At 72.0% G+C, this 11,607-nt stretch carries 10 protein-coding genes; 6 read left to right on the forward strand and 4 right to left on the reverse strand.

The annotated features are described in order from the left end of the window. Positions 1-68: 68 nt before the first annotated feature. The 6 genes from DLJ49_RS11995 to DLJ49_RS12020 all read left to right on the forward strand — a co-directional run bounded on the left by DLJ49_RS11995 (position 69) and on the right by DLJ49_RS12020 (position 8,983). On the forward strand, positions 69-905 hold the full coding sequence (locus DLJ49_RS11995; protein WP_115393792.1) for a uracil-DNA glycosylase: 837 nt from the start codon (positions 69-71) through the stop codon (positions 903-905). Then, on the forward strand, positions 902-1,441 hold the full coding sequence (moaB, locus tag DLJ49_RS12000) for a molybdenum cofactor biosynthesis protein B (protein ID WP_115393793.1): 540 nt from the start codon (positions 902-904) through the stop codon (positions 1,439-1,441). Before DLJ49_RS11995 ends, moaB begins: the two co-directional genes overlap by 4 nt. A 154-nt stretch (positions 1,442-1,595) precedes the next feature. Then, positions 1,596-3,083, forward strand: coding sequence for an efflux RND transporter periplasmic adaptor subunit (locus tag DLJ49_RS12005; protein WP_115393794.1), 1,488 nt, complete (start codon positions 1,596-1,598; stop codon positions 3,081-3,083). A 4-nt stretch (positions 3,084-3,087) separates the two neighbouring features. Further along, entirely contained in the window at positions 3,088-6,510 is a 3,423-nt protein-coding gene (locus DLJ49_RS12010; RefSeq protein ID WP_115393795.1) for an efflux RND transporter permease subunit, read from the forward strand. A gap of 239 nt (positions 6,511-6,749) precedes the next feature. Beyond that, positions 6,750-8,657 carry an OmpA family protein gene (locus DLJ49_RS12015; RefSeq protein WP_115393796.1) on the forward strand — a complete coding sequence of 636 codons (1,908 nt, stop codon included), beginning with the start codon at positions 6,750-6,752 and terminating at the stop codon, positions 8,655-8,657. Further along, complete coding sequence (locus DLJ49_RS12020; protein WP_115393797.1) at positions 8,654-8,983, forward strand: hypothetical protein; 330 nt, start codon at positions 8,654-8,656, stop codon at positions 8,981-8,983. The genes DLJ49_RS12015 and DLJ49_RS12020 overlap by 4 nt, the downstream gene beginning before the upstream one ends. A gap of 149 nt (positions 8,984-9,132) precedes the next feature. Here DLJ49_RS12020 and DLJ49_RS12025 read toward each other — a convergent pair whose 3' ends face one another. The 4 genes from DLJ49_RS12025 to DLJ49_RS12040 all read right to left on the reverse strand — a co-directional run bounded on the left by DLJ49_RS12025 (position 9,133) and on the right by DLJ49_RS12040 (position 11,587). Further along, complete coding sequence (locus DLJ49_RS12025) at positions 9,133-9,576, reverse strand: molybdenum cofactor biosynthesis protein MoaE (protein ID WP_115393798.1); 444 nt, start codon at positions 9,574-9,576, stop codon at positions 9,133-9,135. 12 nt (positions 9,577-9,588) lie between these two features. Continuing rightward, the gene (gene moaD / locus DLJ49_RS12030) at positions 9,589-9,837 is read right to left on the reverse strand and encodes a molybdopterin converting factor subunit 1 (RefSeq protein ID WP_115393799.1); all 249 of its coding nucleotides are present in this window, start codon (positions 9,835-9,837) and stop codon (positions 9,589-9,591) included. Continuing rightward, positions 9,834-10,511, reverse strand: coding sequence for a CDP-diacylglycerol--glycerol-3-phosphate 3-phosphatidyltransferase (gene pgsA / locus DLJ49_RS12035; protein ID WP_115393800.1), 678 nt, complete (start codon positions 10,509-10,511; stop codon positions 9,834-9,836). The genes moaD and pgsA overlap by 4 nt, the downstream gene beginning before the upstream one ends. Positions 10,512-10,588: 77 nt before the next feature. Then, positions 10,589-11,587: a Hint domain-containing protein gene (locus tag DLJ49_RS12040; protein WP_115393801.1), complete on the reverse strand. Its 999-nt coding sequence runs from the start codon at positions 11,585-11,587 to the stop codon at positions 10,589-10,591. Positions 11,588-11,607: the final 20 nt, after the last annotated feature.

The following is an 11,607-nucleotide window of genomic DNA, read 5'->3' on the forward strand; positions in this document are numbered from 1 at the left end:
CACGCGGGGCAAGAGCCCAGGCACCGCGGCGCATTGCCCGCGCCGTGGCCGGCCGATACGATGCCCCCATGCTCGCCACCCCCTCCCGCTCCGCCCTGCTCGACGCGCTCGCGTGGCAGGTGGAGGTGGGCGCGACCGACGCGATCAGCGACCACCCGCTGGATCGCTATGCGCTGCCCGACCGCGCGCCATGGCTGCCTGCCCAGGCCACCCCGACGGCGCCGGCGGGCCGGCAGGCCCCGGCGCGCGAGGCGGCGCCCCCGTTGCCGCCCGCGCCGCCCGCGCCGCCCGCGCCGAACGTCGACGCGGTCGCCGAGGCCGAGGCCGCGGCCGGAGCGGCGCAGACGCTCGAAGACCTGCGCGCGGCGATGGAGGCGTTCCCCCATTGCCCGCTGAGGCAGGGCGCGCGCCAGCTCGTCTTCGCCGACGGGCGGCCCGGTTCACGCGCCATGATCGTGGGCGAGGCGCCCGGCCGCGAGGAAGACGAGAAGGGCCTGCCCTTCGTCGGCCGCGCGGGGCGACTGCTCGACGCGATGTTCGCGCCCGTGGGCCTGTCGCGCACGGCGCCCGACCCCGAGCGCGCGCTCTACATCACCAACATCCTGCCCTGGCGCCCGCCGCAGAACCGCGACCCGAAGCCCGACGAAATCGCCATGATGAAGCCGTTTCTCGCCCGGCACGTCGAGCTTGCCCAACCCGACCTGCTGATCGCGATGGGCAACATCTCGTGCCAGGCACTGCTGGGGCGCCGCGGCATCACCCGCCTGCGCGGCACCTGGACAGAGGCGCTGGGCCTGCCCTGCCTGCCGATGTTCCACCCCGCCTATCTGCTGCGCAACCCGGCCGCCAAGCGCGAGGCCTGGGCCGACGTGCTCGAGGTCGCCGCCAGACTGGAAAGCCCATGACCCTCGACGACAGCCGCCCCTTCGTTTCGACCCGCATCGCGGTGCTCACCGTCTCCGACACACGCACGGTCGACGACGACCGCTCGGGCGACACGCTGGCCGAGCGGATCGAGGCGGCAGGCCATACCATCGCCCACCGCGCGCTGGTCGAAGACGACCGGGGCAGGATCGCCGATATCCTGCGCCGCTGGGTGGCCGACCCCGAGGTCGATGTCGTCATTTCCACCGGCGGCACCGGCCTGACGGGGCGCGACGTGACGGTCGAGGCGCACCGCGACGTCTACGAAAAGGAGATCGAGGCCTTCGGCACCCTGTTCACGATGATCTCGGTGAAGAAGATCGGCACCTCGGCCATCCAGTCGCGCGCCTGCGGGGGCGTCGCGGGGGGCACCTATCTGTTCGCCCTGCCGGGATCGCCCTCGGCCTGCCGCGACGGGTGGGACGAGATTCTCGCCCCCCAGCTCGACTACCGCCACCGGCCCTGCAATTTCGTCGAGATCCTGCCGCGCCTCGACGAACACCTGAAGCGGACTTGACGTCACCCTCCACGACGGCGCCGGAAGCGCGCGCGGTCTGCGTATAACGCAGACGTGGCATCGGCACGCCTTTGCACCCCGCTCGGCCGCACCTACCTTGAGGCGGGTCCGCGCCAGCCGTCCGCCCTGCCCGCCAAGAACCGAAGGCCAGCCCATGCAGTTCCTCCGCCGTGCGCTCACCGGCCTGTTCCTGCTCTCGCTCACGCTGGGCCTGTTCGCGCTCGCCGGCGCCAGCTTCTGGGGCGCGGTGCAGGAGCGGATGGCGCGAGAGGCGCCCGAACGGCCGGCGCGCGAGCGGGTGATGGCCGTCAACGCGGTGACCGTCGAGGCCCGCACCGTGACCCCGGTGATGTCCGTCTTCGGCGAGGTGCGCAGCCGCCGCACGCTGGAGGTGCGCGCCACGTCCGCCGGCCGGGTGGTGGAGCTCACGCCGGCCTTCGAGGACGGGGCGCGCGTCGAGGCCGGCACGCTGCTCGCCAGGATCGACCCGATCGAGGCCGAGGCTGCGCTCGATGTCGCCGGAACCGACCTCGCCGAGGCCGAGGCAGAGCTGCGCGACGCCGAGCGGAGCCTCGCGCTCGCCCGCGACGAGCTCGCCGCCGCCCGCGCCCAGCGCGACCTGCGGCAGCGCGCCCTGGCGCGCCAGCAGGATCTCTCCGACCGCGGCGTCGGCACGACGGCGGCGACCGAGGAGGCCGAGCTCGCGCTCAGCTCGGCCGAGCAGGCGGTGCTGACCCGCCGCATCTCCGAGGCGAATGCCGAGAGCCGGCTCGACCAGGCCCGCAACGCGCTCTCCCGCGCCCGCATCGCGCTCGAGCAGGCCGAGCGCGACGTGGCCGATACCGAGATCCGCGCGGCCTTTTCCGGCACCCTTGCCGATGTGACGCTGACCGAAGGCGGGCTGGTGACGCAGAACGAGCAGATCGCCGTGCTGATCGACGACACCGCGCTGGAAGCCGCCTTCCGCGTCTCGACCGCGCAATACGCGCGGCTGATCGACGATGCGGGCAGCCTGATCGCCGCGCCCGTGCGGGTGCGGCTCGACGCGCTGGGCCTCGACCTCGAGGCGCGGGGCGAGATCACTCGCGTCGGCGCCGCCGTGGGCGAGGGCGAGACGGGCCGGCGCCTGTTTGCCCGGCTCGACGACGCGGCGGGTTTTCGCCCCGGCGATTTCGTGTCGGTGCTGATCGACGAGCCCGCGCTCGACGGCGTGGCGCTGCTGCCCGCCACGGCGGTCGATTCTGCCGGCACGGTGCTGGTGATCGGCGCCGACGACCGGCTGCGCGTCGAGGCCGCGCCGATCCTGCGCCGGCAGGGTGACGAGGTGATCGTGCCCGCCGCCGGCCTCGCCGGCGAGCGCGTGGTGGCAGAGCGCACGCCGCTGCTCGGCCCCGGCATCAAAGTGCGCGACCTCTCGGCCCGCCAGTCGCAGGCCGGCGCCGGGGGCGGGCCGGCGCATGTGGAAAACGCCTCGGCCGAGCGGATCGCGCTGAGCCCCGAGCGCCGCGCCGAACTGCGCGCCGCTATCGAGGGCAGTGCCGGGCTGCCCGAGGCGGCCCGCGCCCGCCTGCTCGCCCAGCTCGAGGCAGAGACGGTGCCGGCGGATCTGGTCGCGCGCATCGAAGCGCGGATGGGGGGCTGAGGCGATGGCGCTGCCGAGCCGTCAGGCCGTCCGCTCGGGCACCGGCGGCCTGCTGTCCTACTTCACCCGCCATCGCACGGCGGCCAACCTGCTGCTCGTGCTGCTCGTCTCGGCCGGTCTCGCCGCCCTGCCGCAGATGCGCGCGCAGTTCTTCCCCGACACGGTGACCGACGAGATCACGGTCGGCGTGACGTGGGAGGGCGCGGGCGCCGAGGATATCGACGCCACCATCGTCGAGCTGCTCTCGCCGGTGCTCATGGCCATCGACGGCGTCGACGAGGCATCGAGCCGGGCGCGCGAGGGCAGTGCCCGGATCGAGGTGGAATTCGCCCCCGGCACCGACATGACCCGCGCGGGCGAGGAGGTCGACCAGGCCATCGACGGGCTGACCACCCTGCCCGATGAGGCCGACATCGAGGTGCTGTCGCGCAGCTCGTGGTCAGACCGGGTGACCGACGTCATCATCCAGGGGCCGGTGGGCGTGGAACAGCTCGCCGGCTTCGCCGACGAGTTCGCCGTGCGTCTGTTCGCCGAAGGGGTGACGAAGACGACGATCCGGGGCATCGCCGCGCCGAGGATCGTGGTCGAGGTGCCGACCGCGAGCCTCATGCGCCACGGCCTGACCATGCGCGAGATTGCCGACGCCATCGGCGCCGCGGCCGCGGCCGACCCGGCGGGCGACGTCTCGGGCGCCAACGCGCGCGTCCGCACCGGGCAGGAAAAGCGCACCGCCGACGAGATCGGGCAGATCGTGCTGCGCAGCGACGCGCAGGGCGGGCAGCTGACCGTCGGCGACGTCGCCACGGTGCTGACAGAGGGCGTCGCGCGCGAACGGCGCTATTTCGTGGGCGACGACCCCGCCATCTCGATGCGGGTCGACCGCTCGGCCGAGGGCGACGCGCTGCAGATCCAGGCGACGGTCGAGCGGGTGGCCGCCGAGATGGAGGCGGGCCTGCCGCAGGGGGTGGAGATCGACCTGATCCGCACCCGGGCCGAGTCGATCTCGAGCCGCCTGAACACGCTGGTCAAGAACGCCGCGCTGGGCCTCGGCCTCGTGCTGCTCACGCTGTTTCTGTTCCTCAACGCGCGCACGGCGTTCTGGGTCGCCATGGGCATTCCCGTGGCGCTGCTCGCGGCCATCGCGCTGATGTGGGCGGCGGGGCTGACGATCAACATGATCTCGCTTTTCGCCCTGCTGCTGACCCTCGGCATCGTGGTCGACGACGCCATCGTCGTCGGCGAACACGCCGATTACCGCGCGCGCACGCTGGGTGAGCCGCCGGCGGTCGCCGCCGAGCGCGCGGCCGGCCGCATGGCCGGCCCGGTCTTTTCCGCCAGCCTGACGACCATCATCGCCTTCTCGGCGCTGTTCGTGATCGAGGGCCGCTTCGGCGACATGATCGCCGACATCCCCTTTACCGTGATCGTGGTGCTCATCGCCTCGCTGGTCGAGTGCTTCCTGATCCTGCCCAACCACATGGCCCATTCGCTCGCCGCCTCGCAGAAGAAGGAGGCATGGTACGACTGGCCCTCGCGGCAGGTGAACCGCGGCTTCGACTGGCTGCGCGACCGCGCGTTCCGGCCCTTCATGCGCCTCGTGATCCGGGCGCGCTACCCGGTGATCGCGGGCCTCTTCGTGCTGCTCGCCTCACAGGTGTCGCTCCTGGTGACAGGCGAGGTGCAATGGCGCTTCTTCTCGGCACCGGAGGAGGGCTCGGTCTCGGGCAACTTCGCCATGGCCCCCGGCGCCACCGAGGACGACGGGATGGCCCAGCTCCGCGCGCTGCAGGAGGCGGTCGAGCGGGTCGGCGCCGCGTTCGAGGCCGAGCACGGGGCCAATCCGGTCGCCTACGCCTTGGCCGAGATCGGCGGCAACACCGGCCGCTCGCTGCCGGGCGCCGACAACAAGGAGAGCTGGCAGCTCGGCTCCATCGCCGTCGAGCTGATCGACCCCGACGCGCGCCCCTATTCCAGCTTCGACTTCGTGCGCCGCCTGCAGGACGAGGTCGAGCGGCACCCGCAGGTCGAGACGATCAGCTTCCGCGGATGGCGCTCCGGGCCGGGAGGCGACGCGCTCGATGTCGAGCTGTTCGGCGCGGGCACCGCCACGCTGAAGGAGGCCGCGGAGCGGCTGAAGGCAGAGCTCGCCCAGTTCCCCGAGGTCTCGGCGCTGGAGGATTCGCTGTCCTACGACAAGGAAGAGCTGATCCTCGATCTCACCCCGCAGGGCGCCGCGCTCGGCTTCTCGATCGACGAGTTGGGCCGCGTGCTGCGGAACCGCCTCGGCGGCATCGAGGCGGCGACCTTCCCCATCGGCCCCCGCACCTCGGAGATCCGCGTCGAGCTTCCCGCGCGCGAGCTCACCGCCGATTTCCTCGACCGGACGCAACTGCGCACCGAGGCGGGCACCTACGTGCCGCTGGCCGACATCGTGGAGGTGGAGCGGCGGCAGGGCTTTTCAGTCGTCAACCGCGAGAACGGGCTGCGCGTCGTCTCGGTCACCGGCGACATCGCCGACGACGACGCCGCCCGCGCCGCAGAGATCCGCCGCGCGCTCGAAGAGCGGCTCCTGCCCGCGCTCGAGGAGGAGTTCGGCATCGGCTGGCGCCTCTCGGGCCTCGCCGAGCAGGAGCGGAGCTTTCTCACGGATGCGAGCGTCGGCTTCGGCTTCTGCCTGCTCGGGATCTACCTCGTCCTCGCCTGGGTCTTCGCATCGTGGTTCCGGCCGCTGTTGATCATGGCAGTGATCCCCTTCGGCCTGATCGGCGCGATCTACGGGCACGCGCTGTGGGGGGTGCCGCTGTCGATGTTCAGCGTGGTCGGGCTGATCGGCATGTCGGGCATCATCATCAACGATTCGATCGTGCTGGTGAGCACGGTGGACGAATACGCCGAGTCGCGCGGCCTGATCCCCGCCATCGTCGACGGCACCTGCGACCGCCTGCGACCCGTGCTGCTGACAACGCTCACCACCGTCTTCGGCCTCGCTCCGTTGCTCTACGAGCCGTCGACCCAGGCGCAGTTCCTCAAGCCGACGGTGTTGACGCTGGTCTTCGGCCTCGGGTTCGGTGTGCTGCTGGTGCTGCTGATCGTGCCGGCGCTGCTCGCCATGCAGGCCGACATCCGCCGCCAGTTCGAGGCGCTGCGACGGGCCGCCGCCTTCCCTGCCCGCGCCCGCGCAGTCTCGGGCCTGGTGGTCGGCGCCGCGCTCGCCCTCGCCGCGCTCTTCGTCGCGACGCTTGGCCACGCGCTGGCCGCCGGCGGGCTCTCGCCGCCGCTCGCCGCGCTGCTTCCGGGCGGGGCGGAAGCCGGCCCGGCGGTGGCGCTGGCGGCGTTCCTCGCCGTCGGAGGCGTGCTGCTGCTGGCGGTCTACGCGCTCGGGGCGGCGCTGCACCTGCGCCGGCCGCGCCCGCGGCCAGCCGCATGAGTCGACGCAACGCGCGGGGGTGCCGTCGGCCGGGCGGATGTCGAGACGGCCGGCACCGGGTTGCCCCGAAAACCTCGACGCCGGCGGCACGCAAGGCCCGGGAACGGCTGGAAGCGATCGTCAGCCGCGCCCCCTCGAAGCGCCCCGGCCGAATGACGCCGGCATGTGCGCACGCCGATTGATCCCGCCGCGGCCGAGGCTTATGACGGCCCGAACCCGCGGCTGACCCCGGATGCCCGATGCGCCTCGGCCCCAAGATCATCACTGTCGGCGCCTTCGCCCTCGCCGCCCTGCTGGCCTGGCTCTCGGCCACGCTCGCGGCAGGCGTGATCGAGACGCGCTCGCACTCTGCCGTGCGCACCGCGCTCATCGAGGCGAACCACGAGTGGGCGCGCGTGCATACCGACGGGCTGCAGGTGCATGTGGGCGGCGAGGCGCCCAACGAGGCCGCCCGCTTCAACGCGCTCTCGGTCTCGGGCCGCGTCGTCGAGGCGAGCCGCGTGATCGACGGCACCACGGTCAGGCCCGCCGCGCCCGTCGCCGCGCCCGCCTTCTCCGTCGAGATCCTGCGCAACGACGAGGGCGTGCAACTCATCGGCCTCGTTCCCGCCGCGCTCGACCGCGAGGCGATGGCCGAGGAGATCCGCGCGCTGGCCGAGGGCGTGGAGGTGACCGATTTCCTCGAAGCGGCCGACTACCCCGTGCCGCCGCTCTGGGTGCCCTCGCTCAACTATGCGCTCGATGCGCTCGCCCGCCTGCCCCGCTCCAAGATCTCGGTCACGGCCGGCGCCGTTTCGATCACCGCCATCGGAAACTCGCGCGACGAGCAGCGCCGGCTCGAGACGATGCTGTCGCGCCTATCCCCTGAGAACGTGGCGGTCTCGCTCGACATCTCTGCGCCCCGGCCGGTCATCACGCCCTTCACCCTGCGTTTCCTGATCGACGATCGCGGCGCGCGCTTCGACGCCTGCTCGGCCGACAACGAGCGCGGGCGCGATCGCATCCTCGCCGCGGCCCGGGCGGCGGGGATGGAGGGCAAGGGCGCCTGCACCCTCGGCCTCGGCGTGCCGACGCCCGAATGGCCGAACGCGGTGATCATGGGCATCGAGGCGCTTGCGCGGCTGGAGGGAGGCTCGCTCACCTTTTCCGACGCCGACGTGGCGCTGGTCGCCGCGCAAGGCACCGACCCCGCGCTGTTCGACGACGTGGCGGGGGCGCTCGGGAGCAACCTGCCGGCGGTCTTCTCGCTCAACGCCGTCCTGCCCGAGCCGGCGGCCGAGCCGGGCGACGAGGGCCCGCCGCCGCCCGAATTCACCGCGTCGCGCGCGCCCGAGGGCGCGGTGGAGCTCCGCGGCCGTCTGCCCAACGCGACCGTCCATGCCACGGTCGAGAGCTTCGCGCGCGCCCGGTTCGGCGTGGACGCCGTCTACATGGCCGCGCGGCAGGAAGCAGACGGCCTTCCGGAGGACTGGCCGGTTAGGGTGCTCGCCGGGCTCGCAGCCCTGTCGGAGGTCGATCACGGGCGGGTCACGGTGCTCGAATCGAGCCTGTCGCTCACCGGCACGAGCGGCAACGAGAACGCCCGCGCCGAGATTGCCCGCCTGCTCGCCGAAAAGCTGGGCGAGGAGGCCGACATCACCCTCGCCGTCACCTACGACGAGCGGCTCGACCCGCTGGCGGACCTGCCGACGCCCGAGGAGTGCATCCGGCGGATCGAGGTGATCCTCGCGGCGCGCAAGATCACCTTCGCGCCGGGATCGACCGAGGTCGAGGGCGAGAGCGCCGAGGTGGTCGACGAGATCGCCGAGGCCTTGCGCGCCTGTCGCGACGTGGACATGCAGATCGAGATCGCCGGACACACCGACAGTCAGGGCCGCGAACAGATGAACCTCGAGCTTTCCGAAGCGCGTGCGCTCGCCGTGCTCGAGGCCCTCGGCGAGCGGCGCGTGCCTATCTCGCGGATCCGCTCCAAGGGCTACGGCGAGACGCAGCCCATCGCCGACAACGACACCGCGGAGGGGCGCGAAGCCAACCGCCGGATCGAGTTCCGTCTTGTCGCGGCAGGAGACGCGGCGCCCGACGAGGACGCGATCGACGACGCCGACGGCACGGATACTGCCGAGCCCGAGGGCGAGAGAACCGAATGAACCGCACCGAATTCATCGTCGCCACTGCCGTCGTGCTCTTCGTGGCGTTCCTGCTGGGCTGGTTTGCCTCGTGGCTCGTGCACCGCGTGACGCGGGTCACCCAGGCCGACATGACAGAGCTCGACCAGATGGCGCAGGCCCTGCACGACGCCGAGGAGGCGCGCGACCAGGCGATCACCTACCTCCAGCAGCGCGAGGCCGAGCTGACCAACCAGCTCACCCAGACCGAGGCCGAGCTGCGCGCAGCGATGGACGGCCTGCGCGAGGCTCGTACCGAGGCCGAGGAACTGCGCGGCTACATCGACCGCCTCAAACAGAGCGTCTGAACCCCGCACCCGGATCGTCGTCCGAAAATGCGGCGGCGTCGGCTCCATTCCTACCTGATGGCGGCCGCGATCTTTCCTGGATAACTCCGTGGGCCGCCTCGATCCGACGCGGCCCCTCCCGAAGCTTCAAACGAAGATTCGGCCCCCGCTCACCACCGGCGCAGCGCTTCCTCGTCGGCATCCCTCGCCGCCACCCAGGTCTCGCCGCTTGCGCCGTGCTCCTTCTTCCAGAACGGTGCGCGCGACTTGAGGTAATCCATCAGGAACTCGGCCGCAGCGAACGCATCGGCACGATGCGGCGCAGCGGTGGCCACCATCATGATCCGCTCGCCGGGCCCCAGCCTGCCGTGGCGATGGATCACGAGGCAGCCCGCAAGCCGCCAGCGTCGCTCCGCCTCGCCCGCGATGGCGGCGACGGCGCGCTCGGTCATGCCCGGGTAATGCTCGATCTCCATCGCCTGGAGCCGCCCGCCCTCGTCGCGCACGAGGCCCGTGAACGAGACGACGGCCCCCGCGCCGGAGAGAGCTGCCTCGAAACGATTGATCTCGTGGCCGAGGTCGAACGGCCCTTCCTGCACACGGATCTCGGCCATGAGGCGCCCTCCTCAGCCACCCGTCATCGGCGGGAAAAAGGCGACCTCGCGCGCCCCCGCGAGCGGCGCGTCGAATTCGGCCAGCTCCTGGTCGATCGCCACGCGGATCGCCGAGAGATCGGCGAAAGCCATCGCATAGCGTTCCTCGCGGGCGCGCAACTCCTCGACCAGCGCGGCGACCGTCGGCGCCTCGGTCTCCACCCGCTCCTTCGGCACGCCGATCCGCTCGCGGACCCAGGCGAAATAGAGCACGTCGATCATCCCCTCGCCTCCTCCTCGTCGCGCAGGTAGGGGCGGGCCTTGTTGAAATAGTCCCACCCTGTCAACGCCGTCAGCGCCGCCGCGACCCAGAGCAGCACGACGCCCCCGTACCACGACACCGTCAGCCCCCAGGTCAGCGGGATAAGGCCCTGCGTGTCCTCGATCCGGCCGTCGAGCACCGCGCGCATCGTCTCTTCCCCCATGCCGTAGACGATGCCGGCGATATAGTGCTCGAACACGCCCTGCGCGAAGAGCACGGCGATGGCCACCATCTGCACCGTCGTCTTCCACTTGGCGAGGTTCGTCACCTTGAGCTCACCCGCCACGTCACCGAGGAACTCCCTCAACCCCGAGACGAAGACCTCGCGGAACAGGATCACCGTCGCCGGCAGCAGGATCCACGGCGCGAGGCCGGAAAAGCCGATGATGACCGCGAGCGCGATCACCACCATCGCCTTGTCGGCGATCGGGTCGAGCATGGTGCCGAGCTTCGTCTCCTGGCCCCAGGCACGCGCCAGCCGCCCGTCGATCCAGTCGGTCGCCGCCGCCGCGACGAACAGCAGGAGCGCGAACCAGTCCGCGCCGGGGCGGTTGAAGTAGAGGAACGCCACCGCCACGCCCGGCGCCGCGATCAGGCGGATGATGGTGAGGATATTGGGCAGGTTCAGGCGCATATGGCCTCCCTAGCCGGTTTGCCGACAGGGCGAAAGCGCGCCGCTGGGCCGCAGGGTTCCGTGGGCGCCCGGTGCTCTTACGCGGCGGCGCGGCCGGCCCGGTGAAGCAGCAGCCGCGCTTCGCGCAGGCTCAGTGCCGGGCGCGCGAGGGGGCCTGGCCGGATGGCCGCGTCCGGGCCGTGCAGAAGCGGCTCGACGGCGCTGCGGGACACAGCCGGCAGGTGCCCGAGCGCCACGTCGCCAGGGTAGAGCGATTCGCAGGCCGCCCCTTCGGCCGTGACGATGTCGTGCGTGTCGAGCAGGAGATGACACCAGACGATGCGCGAGCGCGGCACCACCCGCGCCGCCCCGGCCTCGGCCAGGGCCACGGCCGGCACAAAGACCTCGCCGGCGTCGAACCAGAGTGCTCCACGCGGATCGGCCACCAGAACCCGGTGCTGGCGCGACAGCACCAGCGGGCGGGCATTGCCGAGGAATCCGGGCGCGATCACCACCGGCGCCGAGGCGCCCCGCCCGGGGCAGAGCGCCTGCCCGCTCCAGACGATCCGGCGCACGCCGCCGTCACGGGCGAGCACACGGTCGCCGGCGCGCAGGGTCTCGACCCGCCGCAGACCGAGCGGCGTGGCGATGCGCGTGCCCGCCGCGAAGCAAGGCATCCTGTAGGTCTCGGCCGACTGGTCGGCGGTGTGGAACCCTGCCCGTGCCCCGTTGGCCTGCATGGACTCCACCCACCCGGACAGATCGAATCCCGGCGCCCAGACCACCTGCACGGTCTCGCCCCACTGATCGCTGCCTTCGAAGACGACGACAGGGTCTTGGCCGTAGCCATTGGAGACGTCGCTGCGCAGGATCGTCGCGCCGCGCAGGTCCACCGGGCCGGCGGCGGACTGGAACGAGAGATCGTAGGTCTCGCCCACCTCGAAAAGATACGGATCCTCGTCATCGGAGGGAATGGTGATCTCGAGGCCACGCACATCGGGCGACGCCGCGTCGAACGTGCCCGGGCCGCCGGACGTGTTCACGTTGCTGCCGGTCGCGATCTCGAATTCTGAATCGGGGGGGCGAATGATGGTCATGGTCGGCTCTCGCCGCCGGC

Origin of the sequence: Rhodovulum sp. 12E13 (assembly GCF_003340565.1) — a bacterium.
Classification (GTDB): Bacteria; Pseudomonadota; Alphaproteobacteria; order Rhodobacterales; family Rhodobacteraceae; genus HLUCCA09.

Coding starts and splice junctions, on each gene's coding strand:
- DLJ49_RS11995 (WP_115393792.1), top strand. CDS start 69: ATGCTCGCCACCCCCTCCCGCTCCGCCCTGCTCGACGCGCTCGCGTGG.
- moaB (WP_115393793.1), top strand. CDS start 902: ATGACCCTCGACGACAGCCGCCCCTTCGTTTCGACCCGCATCGCGGTG.
- DLJ49_RS12005 (WP_115393794.1), top strand. CDS start 1,596: ATGCAGTTCCTCCGCCGTGCGCTCACCGGCCTGTTCCTGCTCTCGCTC.
- DLJ49_RS12010 (WP_115393795.1), top strand. CDS start 3,088: ATGGCGCTGCCGAGCCGTCAGGCCGTCCGCTCGGGCACCGGCGGCCTG.
- DLJ49_RS12015 (WP_115393796.1), top strand. CDS start 6,750: ATGCGCCTCGGCCCCAAGATCATCACTGTCGGCGCCTTCGCCCTCGCC.
- DLJ49_RS12020 (WP_115393797.1), top strand. CDS start 8,654: ATGAACCGCACCGAATTCATCGTCGCCACTGCCGTCGTGCTCTTCGTG.
- DLJ49_RS12025 (WP_115393798.1), bottom strand. CDS start 9,576: ATGGCCGAGATCCGTGTGCAGGAAGGGCCGTTCGACCTCGGCCACGAG.
- moaD (WP_115393799.1), bottom strand. CDS start 9,837: ATGATCGACGTGCTCTATTTCGCCTGGGTCCGCGAGCGGATCGGCGTG.
- pgsA (WP_115393800.1), bottom strand. CDS start 10,511: ATGCGCCTGAACCTGCCCAATATCCTCACCATCATCCGCCTGATCGCG.
- DLJ49_RS12040 (WP_115393801.1), bottom strand. CDS start 11,587: ATGACCATCATTCGCCCCCCCGATTCAGAATTCGAGATCGCGACCGGC.